This window comes from Bradyrhizobium sp. WSM471 (genome assembly GCF_000244915.1).
Lineage (GTDB): Bacteria > Pseudomonadota > Alphaproteobacteria > Rhizobiales > Xanthobacteraceae > Bradyrhizobium.
The window spans coordinates 5,712,529-5,728,467 of sequence record NZ_CM001442.1; the positions used below are offsets into that span (position 1 = coordinate 5,712,529).

15 protein-coding genes are annotated in these 15,939 nt (G+C 64.8%); 6 read left to right on the top strand and 9 right to left on the bottom strand.

Annotation, left to right across the window (positions count from 1 at the left end):
- Positions 1-67 precede the first annotated feature (67 nt).
- Positions 68-850, bottom strand: coding sequence for an enoyl-CoA hydratase/isomerase family protein (locus BRA471DRAFT_RS25920; protein WP_007612631.1), 783 nt, complete (start codon positions 848-850; stop codon positions 68-70).
- A gap of 137 nt (positions 851-987) precedes the next feature.
- Positions 988-3,078 carry a molybdopterin-dependent oxidoreductase gene (locus tag BRA471DRAFT_RS25925; protein ID WP_007612638.1) on the bottom strand — a complete coding sequence of 697 codons (2,091 nt, stop codon included), beginning with the start codon at positions 3,076-3,078 and terminating at the stop codon, positions 988-990.
- A gap of 249 nt (positions 3,079-3,327) precedes the next feature.
- Between BRA471DRAFT_RS25925 and BRA471DRAFT_RS25930 the strand changes: the two genes are divergently transcribed.
- From BRA471DRAFT_RS25930 to BRA471DRAFT_RS25945, 4 genes are read left to right on the top strand one after another with little or no spacing between them, the layout of a single operon-like run.
- The gene (locus BRA471DRAFT_RS25930) at positions 3,328-4,284 is read left to right on the top strand and encodes a tripartite tricarboxylate transporter substrate binding protein (RefSeq protein ID WP_198287910.1); all 957 of its coding nucleotides are present in this window, start codon (positions 3,328-3,330) and stop codon (positions 4,282-4,284) included.
- A gap of 15 nt (positions 4,285-4,299) precedes the next feature.
- Positions 4,300-4,770, top strand: coding sequence for a (2Fe-2S)-binding protein (locus BRA471DRAFT_RS25935; protein WP_007612640.1), 471 nt, complete (start codon positions 4,300-4,302; stop codon positions 4,768-4,770).
- Positions 4,767-6,902 (top strand): molybdopterin cofactor-binding domain-containing protein, encoded by a 2,136-nt coding sequence (locus BRA471DRAFT_RS25940; protein WP_007612641.1) that lies wholly within the window; start codon positions 4,767-4,769, stop codon positions 6,900-6,902. The genes BRA471DRAFT_RS25935 and BRA471DRAFT_RS25940 overlap by 4 nt, the downstream gene beginning before the upstream one ends.
- Entirely contained in the window at positions 6,899-7,597 is a 699-nt protein-coding gene (locus BRA471DRAFT_RS25945; RefSeq protein ID WP_007612642.1) for a substrate-binding domain-containing protein, read from the top strand. Before BRA471DRAFT_RS25940 ends, BRA471DRAFT_RS25945 begins: the two co-directional genes overlap by 4 nt.
- A gap of 9 nt (positions 7,598-7,606) precedes the next feature.
- Here BRA471DRAFT_RS25945 and BRA471DRAFT_RS25950 read toward each other — a convergent pair whose 3' ends face one another.
- From BRA471DRAFT_RS25950 to BRA471DRAFT_RS25965, 4 genes are all read right to left on the bottom strand, one after another.
- Entirely contained in the window at positions 7,607-8,413 is an 807-nt protein-coding gene (locus BRA471DRAFT_RS25950; protein ID WP_007612643.1) for an SDR family NAD(P)-dependent oxidoreductase, read from the bottom strand.
- Between the two features lie 24 nt (positions 8,414-8,437).
- Positions 8,438-9,730, bottom strand: coding sequence for a TRAP transporter large permease (locus BRA471DRAFT_RS25955; RefSeq protein ID WP_007612644.1), 1,293 nt, complete (start codon positions 9,728-9,730; stop codon positions 8,438-8,440).
- Positions 9,721-10,269, bottom strand: a complete 549-nt coding sequence (locus BRA471DRAFT_RS25960; RefSeq protein WP_007612645.1) for a TRAP transporter small permease — start codon at positions 10,267-10,269, stop codon at positions 9,721-9,723. Before BRA471DRAFT_RS25960 ends, BRA471DRAFT_RS25955 begins: the two co-directional genes overlap by 10 nt.
- A gap of 86 nt (positions 10,270-10,355) precedes the next feature.
- On the bottom strand, positions 10,356-11,327 hold the full coding sequence (locus BRA471DRAFT_RS25965) for a TRAP transporter substrate-binding protein (protein WP_007612646.1): 972 nt from the start codon (positions 11,325-11,327) through the stop codon (positions 10,356-10,358).
- A 324-nt stretch (positions 11,328-11,651) separates the two neighbouring features.
- On the opposite strand from BRA471DRAFT_RS25965, the gene BRA471DRAFT_RS25970 reads away from it, so the two are divergent.
- Entirely contained in the window at positions 11,652-12,428 is a 777-nt protein-coding gene (locus BRA471DRAFT_RS25970; protein ID WP_007612648.1) for a cyclase family protein, read from the top strand.
- Here BRA471DRAFT_RS25970 and BRA471DRAFT_RS25975 read toward each other — a convergent pair.
- On the bottom strand, positions 12,425-13,153 hold the full coding sequence (locus BRA471DRAFT_RS25975) for a Crp/Fnr family transcriptional regulator (protein ID WP_007601607.1): 729 nt from the start codon (positions 13,151-13,153) through the stop codon (positions 12,425-12,427). The genes BRA471DRAFT_RS25970 and BRA471DRAFT_RS25975 overlap by 4 nt on opposite strands.
- Positions 13,154-13,652: 499 nt before the next feature.
- A complete protein-coding gene (locus BRA471DRAFT_RS25985; protein WP_007612657.1) occupies positions 13,653-14,363 on the bottom strand; it encodes a helix-turn-helix domain-containing protein in 711 nt (236 codons plus the stop codon).
- A gap of 148 nt (positions 14,364-14,511) precedes the next feature.
- Here BRA471DRAFT_RS25985 and BRA471DRAFT_RS25990 point away from each other — a divergent pair, with 148 nt between their 5' ends.
- Positions 14,512-14,829, top strand: coding sequence for a cytochrome c (locus BRA471DRAFT_RS25990; RefSeq protein ID WP_007612665.1), 318 nt, complete (start codon positions 14,512-14,514; stop codon positions 14,827-14,829).
- A 6-nt stretch (positions 14,830-14,835) separates the two neighbouring features.
- Here the strand turns inward: BRA471DRAFT_RS25990 and BRA471DRAFT_RS25995 are convergent, their stop codons facing one another.
- Positions 14,836-15,939, bottom strand: a complete 1,104-nt coding sequence (locus tag BRA471DRAFT_RS25995; RefSeq protein WP_007612674.1) for an MlaD family protein — start codon at positions 15,937-15,939, stop codon at positions 14,836-14,838.

Genomic DNA, 15,939 nt, shown 5'->3' on the forward strand with positions numbered 1-15,939 from the left:
CATGGGTCCCGGCTCTGCGCAGCAACGCAAGAGCGTTGCAGCGCGTCCGGGACAGGAGATCGTCGCCTCACCGGCCCGTCCACACCGGCTTGCGCTTCTCGCTGAACGCCTTCAGGCCCTCCTTGGCGTCCTCGGTCATGGCGAGCAATGCGATCTGGCTTTCGGTGTAGGCGATGCTCTCGTCGAACGACATCGAGGCGATCGCGCGCATCGCGTATTTGCCGCGGCGGATCGCGGTCGGGGATTTGTCGACGATGCGGCCGATCAGCCAGTCGACCTTGGCGTCCAGCTCGGCCGTGGGCACGACGTAGTTCAGCAGGCCCGCTGCCAATGCCGCCTTCGCGTCGAACGGCTCGCCGGTCAGCGCCCATTCGTTGACAAGGCGAGGTGGCGCGATGGACTGCAACAGGCTCAACACCTGCATCGGGAACACGCCGACCTTCACTTCCGGCAGGCCGAAGATGACGTGATCGGCGGCGACAGCCATGTCGGTCATGCAGAGCAGGCCCATGCCGCCTGCCATGCAGACCCCGCCGACGCGTGCGATCGCAGGCTTGGTCGCGTTCTGCGAAAAGCGCAACAAATCGGCATAGTCGACATTCGGCTTCGAATGATCCATCGCGAAGGCCGCGCCGGAGTTCTGCAGGTCCGCACCGGCGCAGAACGCCTTGTCGCCTGCGCCCGTCAGCACGATGACGCGCACGTCCTTGTCGTCATGCGCGTCGCGATAGCCGCGTGCGATGCCGGCGATCACCTCGCCATTCAGCGCGTTGCGTTTCTCGGGCCGGTTGATGGTGATCCAGAGCGCCTGCCCGCGTTTCTCGGTGATCACGGCTGTGGTGTCGGTCATGGCACGCTCGCTTCCTTGGCTCCCGTTTAGCGGCCATTTGCGGCAGCTCGGGCGGAAGGTGCAAGGGCAAACTGCGGCGCGGCGCCGCTTTAGCGCCTCGACACAAACTTGAACGGCGATCGAAGCGCGCGCGCGGCTCAGGCCGCGACCGCTTTCCTGATCCAGACCTTGTTGTCGTGGAACGCGGCGCCGCCGATCGGCGCGATCGTGTCCGCCCCCGTCAGCATGTTGATGCCGCGATTACCGATATGGTTCTTGTTGGGTTGAACGGACTCCGCGATCAGCACGCCGCGCCGCACGCCCTCGAACAGCGTGGCGATCAGCGTGGTCTCGCCGCGGGTGTTGCCGAGCGTCACGGCGTCGCCCTGGGCGATGTCGAGCGCGGCCGCATCCAGGGGATGGATCATCACGCTCGCCTTGCCCTCGCGCGCCTGGGAGGATGGCGTCTCGTTGAAGGTGGTGTTGAGAAAGCTGCGCGACGGGCTCGTGGCAAGCCGGAACGGATGGGCCTGGTCGGAATGCTCGATCACCGCCCAATGGTCCGGCAGCGACGGCATCTTGTCGAAGTCACCCATCGTCTGGCCGAACGGCGGATGAGCCCAATCGGCCTTGAAATGGAACTTCCTGTCGGCATGGGCGAAGCCGTCGAGATAATGCGAGGTGCGGAAGTCCGGCTGCAGGTCGCGCCAGAGGTCGGCTTCGAGACCGGTAATGTCGCCGTGGCCGCTGAGCTTCAGCGTCGCGTCGATCAATTCACGCGGCGTCAGCTCGAACCCCGGATGACTGGCGCCAAGCCGCGGCGCCAGCGCCTGCAGGACCTCGTGGTTGGAGCGGCATTCGCCGGGCGGGTCGATCAGCTTCGGCCCGACCGAGATGTGCTGGTGGCCGCCGCCGTAATAGAGATCGTCATGCTCCATGAACATTGTCGCCGGCAGCACGATGTCGGCCATCTGCGCCGTCTCGGTCATGAACTGCTCGTGCACCGCGACGAACAAATCCTCGCGCGCAAAACCCTGCCGCACGAGCGCCTGCTCCGGCGCAACGGTCATCGGGTTGGTGTTCTGGATCAGCAGCGCCTTGACCGGACCCTTGCCGTGCAGGGCCTTGGAATCGCCCGTGAGGATGCGGCCGATCTGCGACTGGTCGAGCGCGCGGATAGTTGGATCGATGGCGTCGTGGCCTTCGATGATGGATTCGTTGAAGTGCCACAGCGCGTAATTGTTGAAGAAGGCGCCGCCGCCTTCATATTGCCAGGCGCCGGTCACCGCGGGAATGCAGTTCGCGGCATGCATCTGCGCCGCGCCGTTGCGCGAGCGGGTGAAGCCGTAGCCGAGCCGGAAGAAGGTCCGCTTGGTCTCGCCGACCAGTTTGGCAAAAGCCTCGATCTCCGCCACCGGCACGCCTGAAATCGCGGATGCCCATTCGGGCGTGCGCGTCTTCAGATGCGCCTCGAGCTCGCCGGGGCAATCGGTGTACTTGTCCATATAGGCGCGATCGGCATAGCCGTCGCGGAACAGGACATGCATCACGCCGCAGGCGAACGCGCCGTCGGTGCCCGGCCGCAGGATGATCTTGATGTCCGCCTGCTTCATGGTCTCGTTGTCGTAGATGTCGACGGCCGCGATCTTGGCGCCACGCTCCTTCCGGGCACGGGCGGCGTGCGTCATCACGTTGACCTGCGTGTTGACGGGGTTGGTGCCCCAGATCACCACGAGATCGGACAGCGCCATCTCGCGCGGATCGACGCCCGCGATCTTGCCGGTGCCGATCGCGAACCCGATGCGGCCGACATTGGCGCAGATGGTCTGATAGAACCGCGAATATTTCTTCACATGCGTGAGCCGGTTGAGGCCGTCGCGCATCACCAGTCCCATCGTGCCGGCGTAATAATAGGGCCAGACTGACTCCGCGCCGAATTCGCGCTCGGCCTGGTTGAAGCGATCCGCAATCTCGTCCAGCGCCTCGTCCCAGGTGATCCGGGCGAATTGGCCGGAGCCCTTCGGCCCGGTTCGGCGCAGCGGATACACCAGCCTTTCGGGATGATGGATGCGCTCGGCATAGCGGGCGACCTTGGCGCAGACCACGCCGGCCGTATAGGTCTGCTTTTTCGAACCGCGGACACGACCGATGCTGCGTCCCTCGACCACCTCGATATCGAGGGCACAGGCAGACGGGCAATCATGCGGACAGGTCGAATGGCGGATTTCGATCTTGGCGTGCTGGTTCATGTCCAATTTGGTAACACCAAAATACCTGTCAGCCGAGGGTATTTATCCGGCAACGCCCATGCGATTTGCTCAAATCGCGCGCCGCCGGTTCCTGCCGCGACCGCGAAAAGCCGCGCCGCCACACCGAAAACCGCAGGATATTCCAGGCACGATCGGCCTTGTGAGGCGTCGACAGTCCGCCTCCCCTGCCGCTACAGTGCCGCCAACAAGAACGACATCAGGGAGGTGGGTGTGACGGCCCGACAATTCATGCTGGCGCTGGCTGCCGGCCTGCTCAGCGCATGCTCTGCAGCCCCGTCCCTGGCGCAAGACTATCCCAATCATGCGGTCCGGATCGTCGTGCCCTTCGGTGCGGGCGGACCGGCCGATGTCGCGGCCCGGCAGATCGGCAATGCACTCCAGGAGAGTTTTGGCCAGCCCTTCGTGATCGAGAACCGCACCGGCGCGGGCGGCGTCATCGGCACGGTCGAAGCGGCGAAGTCGCCCGCCGACGGCTACACGCTGCTGATGATGTCCAACACCCAGACAGCGAACGAATCCCTGCTGACGCCGGACAAGCGCAAATACGAGCTGATGCGTGACCTCGCGCCGATCGCGCCGGTCAACGCTTCCGATCTCGTCATCGTTGTGAACCCGCAAGTCGCAGCGAAGACGCTGCAGGAGTTCGTCGCTCTGGCCAAGTCGCAGCCGGGCAAGTTGAACTACGCCTCCTCCGGCCAGGGCACGCCCTATCACATGGCCGGTGAGCTGTTCAAAGCCATGGCCGGCATCGATCTCGTCCACGTCCCCTACCGCAACAGTGGCGAGGCGCGCAGCGGCGTGATCGGCGGGCAGGTGCAGATGATGATCGACGCGGTGCCGGCGATGGCGCCGAACATCGGCGAGAACCAGGTCCGAGCGCTCGCGACCACCGGCAAGCAGCGCTCAGCGGTGCTGGCGAACGTGCCGACGGCGATCGAGGCGGGCATAGCAGGCTATGAAGCCACGATCTGGCTCGGCCTGATGGCGCCGGCCGGCACGCCGAAACCTGTGATCGACAAGCTCAATGCCGCCGTGAACGCAATGGTGAAGCGGGCCGACATCGTCAAGCTCTGGACTGCGCAGGGCGCGGTGCCCATGTCGATGACGCCGGAGGAATTCGACAAATTCCTCCGCGGCGACATCGAGAAATGGGCCGACGTGGTCAAGAAGTTCGACAAGTCCTGAGGCCGCAGAGCGACAATGCCGACCATTCGATTCCAGCTCAACGGCACGGCGGCGGCCGTGGATACCGATCCGGATCAGACGCTGCTCGATGTGCTGCGCGGCCGGCTCGGCGTCACCGGTCCGCATTTCGGCTGCGGAGCCGGCGAGTGCGGCGCTTGCTATGTCATGGTCGGTGATCGCGCGATGGCCTCCTGCGACATGCCGATGTGGTCGGTCGCGGACAAGGAGATCGTTACGGTGGAAGGCCTCGGCACGGCGGAGCAACCGCATCCGCTGCAACGTGCCTTTATCTCCGAGCAGGCGATGCAATGCGGCTATTGCGTATCGGGAATCCTGATCAGCGCGGCGGCGCTGCTGAAGCGCAATCCGTCGCCGACGGAGGCCGAGGTGAAAGCGGCGCTTGATCGCAATCTGTGCCGCTGCGGATCGCACAACCGCATGGTCCGCGCCGTGCTGCGGGCGGCCGCGGAGATGGCGACATCATGAGTGCGCCGTCCCCTGCCCCGACACTGCCGGTCAGCCTTGCTGCCAATCCCAAGCTGTCATCCTGGGTGAAGCTCGTCGGCGACGGCCGTGTGGCGATCTCGCCCGGCAAGGTCGAGATCGGCCAGGGCATCGTCACGGCCCTGGCGCAGATCGCAGCCGACGAGCTCGACGTCGATATTGGCCGCATCGAGATGATCCGCGCCTCCACGGCGGCAAGCCCGAACGAGGGCGTCACCTCGGGCAGCCTTTCGATCCAGCAATCCGGCCGCGCGCTACGCCATGCCTGTGCCGAAATCCGCCAGCGCTTCCTCCTCGCAGCGTCGGAGCGTCTCGGTGTCGATGCATCGCTGCTCGAGATCCATGACGGCACGATCTCGGGCCCCGGCAATGTCAGGACCAGCTATTGGGAGTTGGCCGATGACATCTCGCTCGACCACGACGCCAATGCGGGCGCGACGGCGAAGATTGTCGCCAAGCGCACCGTCGCCGGACATTCGGTCCAGCGCGTCGACATTCCCGACAAGGTGTTCGCACGGCCGCGCTTCATTCATGACTGTCCGCTGCCGGACTTGCTGCACGGACGCGTGCTGCGGCCGGAGACCTCGGGCGCCAAACTGATCGCGCTCGACGAGATGGCGACGCGAGCCGTTCCCGGCCTCGTCGCGATCGTCCGCGACGGCAGCTTTGCCGGGGTGGTTGCCGACAGCGAGGCAGCGGCGGAAGCCGCGCTGAAAGCCTTGCGCAGGGGCGCGACATGGTCGGCCGGTGAGCCGCTGCCGGATGAAAATGATCTGGCCGGATTCCTGAAGAGCCAGCCGGTCGAGACCACCGTGATCGACGCCAGGACCACTGCGGCAACGATAAAGAAGGCTGCTCGCACCCTCCGCCGGCGATACATCCGTCCCTACATTGCGCATGCCTCGATCGCACCGTCCTGTGCGATGGCACAATGGGGTGGCGATCGCGTCCATATCTGGACGCACAGCCAGGGCGTCTATCTGCTGCGCGCCGATCTCGCGATCGTGCTGAAGCTGCCGGCACAAAATATCGTCGTCGAGCACATGGAAGGCGCGGGCTGCTACGGACACAATGCCGCCGACGACGTCGCGCTCGATGCCGTGCTGCTGGCGAAAGCTGCCGGCGGCCGTCCGGTGCGGGTGCAATGGTCGCGCCACGACGAGATGTCCCATGCGCCGTTCGGCGCGGCGATGGCGATCGAGATCGAGGCCGACCTCGATGCGGACAACGAGATCGTCGGTTGGCGCCATGCGATCTGGAGCAACGGCCACGCGGCGCGGCCGGGGCGCGCGGCACAGCCCGCGCTGCTTGCCGCAACCGAGATTGCGACCCCCTGGCCGCGCATGATCTCGACCAATCCGCCCGCGGCCAATGGCGGCGGCGGCGACCGCAACTCCGTTCCGCTCTACGACTTCCCGGCCTGGACGGTCACGAGTCACCGGCTGCTGACCATGCCGGTGCGAACCTCGGCACTGCGGACACTCGGCGGACAAGGCAATGTGTTCGCCATCGAGTCCCTGCTCGACGAGATCGCCGCCCTGCGCGGCGAAGACCCGATCGCGTTCCGCTTGCGTCATCTGCGCGATGAGCGCGCAAAGGACGTCATCCGGGCCGCGGCACGACGCGCGCAGTGGAAACCGCAGAAGCAGTCCGGCATCGGTCACGGCGTCGGCTTCGCCCGCTACAAGAACACGGGGGCCTATTGCGCCGCGATTGCGGAGATCGAAGGCAGCGATGACATCCGCGTCAAGCGGCTGACGCTGGCGGTCGACGTCGGCGAGGTCATCAACCCGGACGGCGTCATCAACCAGATCGAGGGCGGCGCGATCCAGGCGACGAGCTGGGTGCTGAAGGAACGTGTCCGCTTCGACCGCACGCGCATCACATCGACGTCCTGGACCGACTATCCGATCCTCACCTTCAGCGAGGTGCCAATGGTGGATGTCGAGATCGTCCAGCGGCCGGAGATCGAACCGGTCGGCGCCGGCGAGGCCGCGCACGGCCCGGTGACGGCCGCGATCGCGAATGCCGTTTACGATTGCCTCGGCGTACGCGTGCGCGACCTGCCGATCACCCGCGACAAGATCATTGCAGCCATGGAGCTGGCATCGTGACCACAGTGAGCATTTTGAGCGGAGGCGCGGCGCAAGGCCTGGTGCGCGGCCTCAGCGAACCCTTCAAGACGCAGACCGGCTTCGGCATCGACGGCGAGTTCGGCGCGGTCGGCGTCATGGCCGACAAGCTGCGCGCGGGAACGGCGGCCGATCTGGTGATCCTGACGCAGGCGCTGCTTGCTAAGCTTGCCGAAGAGAAGCTCGTCATCCCCTCCTCGATCTCGGATATCGGACGGGTCGAGACCGCGCTGGCGGTCCGTAGCCGCGATCCCAAGGTGACGGTGAAGACCGAGACTGACCTGCGCGAGGCGCTGCGCAGCGCCGACGCGATCTACGTCCCGGACACGAAAGCCTCCACGGCGGGACAGCACGTTGCAAAGGTGCTGCATCAGCTCGGCATCGCCTACGAGGTCGCTTCGCGCCTCAAGATCTTTCCCAACGGCGCGACTTCGATGCGGGAGCTTGCGGCATCCACCGCCGCGCATCCGATCGGCTGCACGCAGGCGACCGAGATCATCGCGACCGACGGTATCGTGCTGTCAGGGGCGTTGCCGCCGGGCTGCGAGCTCGTGACGATGTACACGGCCGGCGTGACCATGCGAGCCGCACATCCGCAAGAGGCGGCGGCGCTGATCGCGTTGCTGACCGGCGCAGACCGCAAGGATCTGCGCCAGCGCGTCGGATTTACAGGCTAGATAACCGCCCTATGTGTGCAACTGGGTGAGGCCGGTCGGCGGACCGTCGACGGCGGTCCAGCCGCCATCGACGAACAGTGTGCTGCCGCTGACATAGCTCGCGGCGTCCGAGGCGAGATAGGCGACGGCGGTCGCGACCTCGTCGGCGCTGCTCCAGCGGTTGAACACGGTGTGGCCGGCGTAGAGATTGTAGATGTCGGGACGCTGCTTGAACGGGCCGGTCAGCGCGGTCTCGGCGATGCTCGGCGCGATCGCGTTGACGCGCACGCCGGAGCGTCCAACCTCAGACGCAAAGCCCTTCACCAGCAGGCCGATGGCGGCCTTGGTCGAGCCGTAGACGCCCAGGCCCGGCTCGATGGTCACCGCCCGCACCGAGGAGCAGGCGATGATGCTGCCGCCCTTCTGCTCGACCATGATGCGGCCGAAGGCCTGGAAGAACCAGACCGTGCCCTTGATGTTGAGGTTGAGGACGCGGTCGAGATCCTCCTCGGTGTAGTCGAGGATGGTCTTGCGGATGTTGAGCCCGGGCGTCGTCACCGCGATGTCGAGCCGCGAGAATTTCTGCATCACGATCCTGGCCAGCGCATTGACCTCCGCGGCGCTCGCCGCGTCGCACCCAGCCGCCTCGGCCCAGCCGCCCTTCTCACGAATGCCGGCGGCGGTCGCTTCGGCGGCGTCAAGCGCGCGATCGGCGCAGACGACACGGGCGCCGAGCCCGGCCAGCGCCTCGGCCGACGATTTGCCGATGCCCGAGGCGGCGCCCAGCACCACAGCCGTCTTGCCGGTGAGATCGAAGAGCTTGCGATAGTCAGTCACGGATAGATTCTCCCTGCGTTGCTGCTAGCCCTTGTAGCCCATCAGCAGGCGGGGCAGCCACAGCGAGAAGGCGGGGACGTAGGTCACGAACATCAGAGCTGCGATCAGGGCCGCGTAGAACGGCAGGATGGTGCGCATCACCGCGCCCACCGAGATGCCGCCGATGGCGCAGCCCACGAACTGGGTGGTCCCGACCGGCGGGGTGTTCAGCCCCAGCGCGCAGTTGATCAGCATCAGCATTCCGAACTGCACCGGATCCATGCCCGCCTTCATCGCGATCGGCAGGAAGATGGGCGTGCAGATCAGGATGGTCGCTGCCATGTCCATGAACGTGCCCAGCACGAACAGGATGACGTTGATGAGCAGGAAGATGACCCAGGGCTGCGTCGAGACCCTGCTCATCATCTCGCCGGCGAAGTCGGCCACCTCGTAAAGTCCCATCAGATACTGGAACATGGTGGAAACGCCGATCAGCAGCAGCACCACGCCCGTCGTCTTCACCGCCTTGGCCGCGGCGCCCAGGAAGTTCGGCAAGGTCATCGTGCGGTAGATGAAGAACGTCAGCAGGATCGTGTAGGTGACCGCGACGGCCGCGGACTCGGTCGCCGTGAACACGCCCGACAGGATGCCTGAAAGGATGATGCCGACGATCAGAAGGCCGGGCAGAGCGGCGGCGAACGAACGAAAAACTGCGGGCCAGCCCGGGAACTTGCCGGCCGGATAGCCGCGCTTCACCGCCACCGCGTAAGCGGCGACCAGCATGCACACCATCAGCACCAGCGCCGGCAGGAGGCCGGCGGCGATCAGCGCGCCGATCGAGACCTTGCCGCCGGCGGCGAGCGCATAGATGATCATGTTGTGACTGGTCGGCATCAGTGCTCCGACCAGCGAAGCATGGGTGGTGACGTTGACGGCGTAGTCGGTGTCGAAACCTTCCTTTTTCATCATGGGGATCATCACGGCCCCCATCGCCGACACGTCGGCAACTGGCGAGCCGGACACGCCGCCGAACAGCGTGCAGGCGACCACGTTCGACATGCCGAGCCCGCCGCGGATGTGTCCGACGAGATTCTTGGCGAGCTGCACGATCTTGTCGGCGACGCCGCCATGCAGCATCAGCTCACCGCTGAAGACGAAGAACGGGATGGCGAGGAAGGAGAAGATGTTCATCCCCGACATCATCTGCTGGAAGATGACCGCGACCGGCAGGCCTTCGTAGAAGATGGTGCAAATCGCCGAGAGGCCGATCGCGAAGGCGACGGGGACGCCGAGGACCAGGAAGCCGAAAAAAGTGGCGCCGAGGATGATCAGTTCCATGAGGGGACGACCTCTTCGCCGCGCAGGAGAGCGATGATGTGCTCGATTGAAAAGGAGACGATCAGGACGCCGGAGGCGATCAGCGGCACGTAGCGGATGACCTCGGGCAGGCCGAGATTGGGGATCTTCACGGTTCCGACCGACGCTCCGAGGATCCAGCCGTTATAGGCCATCGCAAGGCCGAACCCGGCGACCAGGACGTGGATCACAAGCTCGATCTTCTCCCGCGCGTGGTCCGGCAGCATCACCAGCAAACTGTCCATGCCGATATGCCCGGCATCGCGCACGCCGACGGCGGCGCCGATCAACGTGACATACAGGATCAGAACCAACGCAAGGTTCTCCGTCCAGGTCGGGCTGGAATTGAGCACGTAACGTCCGAACACCTGGTAGAAGACGATGGTGACGATGACGAGCAGCCCGGTCACCGACAGATACATCCCTAGCCGAGCGACGGGAGCATTGATCCGGGACAGCAAGCCGGTGGACGGGCGTCCGGCTACGTCCAGTTCGTGGTCTGCGACGTGAGGGTCTGTCATCCAAGTCTCCTTGCAAGTCTCCTTGCGCGCGTCCAATGCGTCGGTCCGGCGTCGCCAGTCGGCAACGCCGGACCGACGCTATGGCCTTACTTCGTGTCCTGGATACGCTTGACGAGGCTCTTCAGCTTCTCGTCACCCGCGAACTTGTCGTACACAGGCTTCATCGCGTCGACGAATTCCTTCTTGTTGGCGATCGTCACGACTTGAACGCCGGCCGCTTCGACGGTCTTGCGGGACGCCTGCTCGCGCTCGTCCCAGAGCTTGCGCATGACGGGCACTGATTCCTTGGCCGCCTTGCGGACCATCGCCTGATCTTCCTTGCTCAGCGTGTCCCAGACCGTCTTGGACATCACGAGAACTTCGGGCGCCAGGGAGTGCTCGGTGATGTTGTAGAACTTGGCGGCCTCGAAGTGGCGCGAGGACTCGTAAGACGGCCAGTTGTTCTCGGCAGCGTCCACCAGACCGGTCTTGAGAGCAGTATAGACCTCGCCATACGGCATCGGGGTGGGATTGGCCCCGAGGCTCTGGATCATGCCGACCCACAGGTCGGATTGCTGGACGCGAATTTTCAGGCCCTTGACGTCCGCGAGCGACTTGATCGGAGCCTTGACGGTGTAAATGGACCGCGCGCCGCTGTCATAATAGGCGAGGCCGACCAGGCCTGCGGGCGCCATGGCCGCCAGGATCTCGTCGCCGATCGGCCCGTCAAGGACGGTGCGCATGTGCTGCGTGTCCCGGAAGATGAAGGGCAGGCACAACACGATCGTTTCCGGCACGAAGTTGTTCAAGGGCGATGCGTTGATCCGCATCATGTCGAGGGCGCCGATCTTGAGCTGCTCGATGGTGTCCTTCTCAGAGCCCAGCGCACCGTTGGGGAACACCTTCACGCCGAGCTTGCCGCCGCTCGCCGCGGCGAGCTGCTTGCCCATGAACTTGACGGCCTCGACGGTCGGATAATCGGCGGGGTGGACGTCGGCGGAACGGAAATCGCGTGCGGTCGCCAAGGGGGCTGAGACCGCCAGCAGAGCGGCTGCGACGATGCCGGTGAGTATCTTCATCTGGGCTTCCTCCTGAGTTGATTATGTCGTTGGGCAGATGTTGCGGGCCGCCTTTGGGTCGCTCCACTTCCGGTGGGAAGTCAAGCGCCATTGTCGTCCCTAGGGCGCGCGGCATTCTCTGTCCAAGCCAAATCCGGCATCGATCAATGCTAGAGTTGCATCGATGGATCAGACCGGCCTTGGGCAGACAACCGGCTCATCGTCCTGTTTTTCCGAAATCACCTGCCGTCGGCCGCGGGAAGTGTTCATGCGCGTTGCTTGACGCCCCCGGTGCGGCCCCCTCAAGATGCTGCGAACCAAAACGGACCATCCCGGGGAATGCCCATGCCGCGGAAGCTGATCGACATCTCCGTGCCGCTCAGAAACGACGTGACGGCGGATCCGCCGGGCAATCACCCGACGATCCAGTACATCGATCACCAGCAGGGCCTGCCGCGGATGCTGCAGTTCTTCGACGGCCTCACGGCACCGGACCTGCCGGACGGCAAGGGCTGGGCGGTCGAGCAGGTCTCGCTGTCGACCCATAACGGCACGCATCTCGATGCGCCCTGGCATTTCCATCCGACCATGAATCGCGGCGAGCGGTCATGGACGATCGACGAAGTCCCGCTGGAATGGTGCTTTCAGCCCGGCGTGAAGCTCGACTTCCGGCATCTTCCCGACGGCTACGTGGCGAGCGCCGACGACGTCGAGAAGGAGTTGAGGAGGATCGGGCACGCGCTGTCGCCGCTTGAGATCGTCGTCGTCAACACTGGTGCCGGCGCCAAGTTCGGCCAAGCCGACTATGTCAGCTCAGGCTGCGGCATGGGCTATGAGGCCACCATGTATCTGCTCGAACGCGGCGTGCGGCTGACCGGCACCGACGGCTGGAGCTGGGACGCGCCTTTCGTCCATACCGCGAAGAAATATGCCGAAACGAAAGATGCCGGCCTGATCTGGGAGGGCCACAAGGCAGGGCGGCACATCGGCTATTGCCATCTCGAGAAGCTGCACAATCTCGACCAGCTGCCTTCGACCGGCTTCACCGTCTCGTGCTTTCCAGTGAAGATCGAGCGGGCCTCCGCGGGCTGGACCCGCGCCGTGGCGATCATCGACAGCTAGCTGTCGAGCCCGCTCTCGGCGAGTTCACGCAAGGCATCCATGTCGAGCACGACGATGGCGCCGTGCTCGAGCCGAACCCAGTTGCGGCCCGCCCAGGCGCGCAATTGCTTGTTGATGCTCTCGCGCGTCATCCCCACCATCTCGCTGATCTCCTGCTGCGTGATGGCAAGCGTGCCGCTGCCGGAGTCGAACTTGCGCTCTTCGGTGAGGCCGAGCAGCGCGCTCGCGAGCCGGCCCGGCAGATTTTGCAGGATCACCTGCTCGACCTGCTGGCTGGTCCAGCGCAGGCGCGCGCAGAGCAGCTCGATGAATTTCATTGCGAGCGCCGGCTGGCTCTTCACGAACGGCAGGAAGTCCCGGCGATCGATGATGTAGAGCTCGCAATTGGTGTTGGCGGTCGCATCGGCCGACCTCGGGGCGCCGTCGAGCACCGCGATTTCGCCGAAGATCTCTCCGGGACCGATCAGATTGAGAATGGCGTTACGGCCGTCGGGCGACGAAGAGGAAATCTTCACCGTCCCTGTGATCACCGCGAACAGATTGTTGCCGGGATCGCCCTTGGCAGCGATCGTCGCGCCGCGCTTCACCGTGGTGTGCTTGGCGTAACGGCAGAGCTGATCCAGCGCCTCCGGCTCCAGATCCGCAAAGATCGGGTGCTTGCGCAGGACCGATAATTTATTCCCCGCCGCTTGTCGGGGGTCGTCGCCGGTCTTGTCCTGAGGCACGCCACTGGGCTCCTAAGACTGCGAGGCACTGGGGTCCCTGCGTAGTCAGTGTAGCCCAGTTTTTCAACCGGAAAGCATGCTAGCTGTTTGAGGCAAACGCAGCGAAAATGCCGCGGTTCAGGCGCGAAGCCGGCATCCGAAGGGTGAGCCAATGCGTCCCTGTCGATGCAGAGTTGCAAGCGCCGCACGCCGCCTTGCGTTGAAGCGCTGCCAACCGTCCCGAGCTCGCACGGTATAGCCCGCGCCGCGGGCGCCTCAAAATGCGACCGTGATTCTCAGGAGCTAGGACGCTTGACGTCTGACTTGAGCCGGCCTGGACTGGTTTGCCGGTCTGCCCAGACCAGTGCCCCGGCGAATGTGACAAAGATTGCCACGACAAAGATGCTCATAAGCAACGCGTCAGCCGGCATGATGCCCTCCCCTGTGGTTTCAGGCATTATCTGAGGCACGCGGCCGAACGCATTGATCCCGATCAAAATCGAGCCGCGCTGCGTCGGAATCAGGCTGCGGCCAGGGCCTCGACCTTCGCCGGATCGAGCAGGCTGATCCCGCCATGAATGATCTCGATCACGCCGTGGCGCTCCAGCTTGGTGAAGGTGCGGCTGACGGTCTCGATGGTCAGGCCGAGGTAGTCGGCGATGTCCTGGCGGCTCATCGGAAGCGGAACCGTGTCCGACGCCCCCTTCAGCGAGACCAGCCGCTCGCGCCAGCCGAGCAGAAAGGCCGCAACCTTTTCGTCCGCCGAACGGCGACCCAGCAGGACCATGTGGTCCCGGGCCTGGTTCAGCTCGCAAATTGCCAGTTCGTTGATCCGCCTGAGGAGGTGCAGCCGCTCCTCGATGAAACGGCCGAAGGGTGCCTTAGCGAACTGGCATACGGTCACCGCGCCGATCGCATCGGCCGAAAAATTGTGCCTGCCCGAAACATTCATCCCCAGGAAATCGCCGGGCAAGGCAAAGCCCACGATCTGCCGGCGGCCGTCGGTCAGCAGCTTGTACAGCCGCATGACGCCCTCAACGAGATTGTAGAACGAGGTCGTGATGTCCTCCTCGGAGAACACAGTCTCGCCTGAGGAAAAATGGACGCGCCGGCCGAGATGCTCGAATTCCCGAAGCTCGACCGCATCCAGCGACGAACAAACCGCCGATGCGCGGACAGCGCAATCGCTGCAGAGCTGCCAGTTCGGCTCAATCGTGACTACGGGCTTCATCGACCGCTCCAAGCGCCGGGTGCCCATCAGGCCCATTCCGTCGCGCGGCTGCATTTTACTGCACTGCGCCAAAGCCGGTTGACCCAGATCAATTTTGGAGGGAATCCCCGCCCTATTCTTCTCCCAGACATAAACGGGGCCACTTTACATGCTGCTAGGAACGCTGCGTCACGGGTTGATCGGGTTGCTTCTGATGACGCCTGCCCTGGCTGCCCCGACCGCCGAACAACGCGGCAAGACCTTTGCGCGAGCCAATTGCGCGCGCTGCCACGCGATCGACCGTGCGTCGAACAGTCCGCTCAAGATCGCACCGCCGCTGCGGGCCCTGCACCAGCGCTATCCGATCGAGAGCCTTGGGGAGGCGCTGGCCGAGGGCATCAACACCGGCCACGCCGACATGCCGGCCTTCGAGCTCAGTCCGGACCAGATCCACGATCTCCTGTCCTACCTCAAGACCCTGGAATAGCCGGCGTCACACCGCCTGCACCGTCCAGCCGATCAGCTCCCTCGCGATGCGCGTGAAGGCCGTATCGAACGCTGCGACCGCTACGGCCGGCTCGACCTTGTCGAGCTTTTCGCTGGTCTCGACGAGACGCGAGGCAATCACCTTGCCGTTCTTGTCGACGATCCGTGCCGACAGTCCGATCTCGACCCGTGTCTCCCCTTCCGTGGCAATGCGGAAGCGCCTGATGTCGATCAGCAGCTGATAGTCCGCCTGCCCGAGATCGGCCGTGCGCAACGGCGCGTGGGCGATGTCGTAATTCTCGAAACTGTCGATCAGCCGCGCCTGCACCAGCTTGGGAATGCTGTCGGCCCAGAGGAAGTCCGCAAAGCCCGGATTATCGCCGCCGGGCGCGAACAGCATACGCTGGGTCTGCAGCATGGCGACCGCCGTCGGCTCGGGGATGGCCAGTGACGCCGAGAGCGTCTTGCCGGCCGGACCGAGGTTCTGCGGCGTGCGCAGGTCATAGGTGACTTTCTGCGCCGGCGTTCCGCCGCCGGTCATCTTCTCCAGGCCCGCCAGAATGCCGTCAATCCTGCCGGTGTTGCGCGCAAGCCCCTCGGAGAAGGTCTTGAGATTGGCGACGGTGTCCTTTAGCGGGCCCGAATTGTCCTCCAGCACGGTGTCGACCCGCCGCAGTGCATCGCGCGCGGCCTGCGTCATGCTCTGGCCCGCACCGGCCTCGGCAATCAAGGTCGGGGGCTCGCCGGCTTTGGCGACGATGATGCCCCCCTCCAGCGTCACCACCGGCACGCCGGTCAGCCCCTGGAAATCGAGCCCGACCCTGCTGTCGGCGCGCACCGGCGTGGTTGAAGCAACCGATATCGTCGCATTGACGAAGCGTGGATTGTCCGGCGCAAGCCCGAGCTGGGTGACCTCGCCGACGCGGATGCCGTTGAACAGCACGCCGGCGCCGACCAGAAGACCGGGCACCGGGCCCTGGAATTGCACGTGATAGCTCGTGCGCGGCCCGATGCCGCCGGTGTTGTTCAGCCAATAGACGAAGCCGAACACCGCGAGGATCGCCGCCAGGACGAAACTGCCGATCAGCACGTAGGGAGCGCGGGTTTCCAT

Coding starts and splice junctions, on each gene's coding strand:
- BRA471DRAFT_RS25920 (WP_007612631.1), bottom strand. CDS start 850: ATGACCGACACCACAGCCGTGATCACCGAGAAACGCGGGCAGGCGCTC.
- BRA471DRAFT_RS25925 (WP_007612638.1), bottom strand. CDS start 3,078: ATGAACCAGCACGCCAAGATCGAAATCCGCCATTCGACCTGTCCGCAT.
- BRA471DRAFT_RS25930 (WP_198287910.1), top strand. CDS start 3,328: ATGCTGGCGCTGGCTGCCGGCCTGCTCAGCGCATGCTCTGCAGCCCCG.
- BRA471DRAFT_RS25935 (WP_007612640.1), top strand. CDS start 4,300: ATGCCGACCATTCGATTCCAGCTCAACGGCACGGCGGCGGCCGTGGAT.
- BRA471DRAFT_RS25940 (WP_007612641.1), top strand. CDS start 4,767: ATGAGTGCGCCGTCCCCTGCCCCGACACTGCCGGTCAGCCTTGCTGCC.
- BRA471DRAFT_RS25955 (WP_007612644.1), bottom strand. CDS start 9,730: ATGGAACTGATCATCCTCGGCGCCACTTTTTTCGGCTTCCTGGTCCTC.
- BRA471DRAFT_RS25960 (WP_007612645.1), bottom strand. CDS start 10,269: ATGACAGACCCTCACGTCGCAGACCACGAACTGGACGTAGCCGGACGC.
- BRA471DRAFT_RS25965 (WP_007612646.1), bottom strand. CDS start 11,327: ATGAAGATACTCACCGGCATCGTCGCAGCCGCTCTGCTGGCGGTCTCA.
- BRA471DRAFT_RS25970 (WP_007612648.1), top strand. CDS start 11,652: ATGCCGCGGAAGCTGATCGACATCTCCGTGCCGCTCAGAAACGACGTG.
- BRA471DRAFT_RS25985 (WP_007612657.1), bottom strand. CDS start 14,363: ATGAAGCCCGTAGTCACGATTGAGCCGAACTGGCAGCTCTGCAGCGAT.
- BRA471DRAFT_RS25990 (WP_007612665.1), top strand. CDS start 14,512: ATGCTGCTAGGAACGCTGCGTCACGGGTTGATCGGGTTGCTTCTGATG.
- BRA471DRAFT_RS25995 (WP_007612674.1), bottom strand. CDS start 15,939: ATGGAAACCCGCGCTCCCTACGTGCTGATCGGCAGTTTCGTCCTGGCG.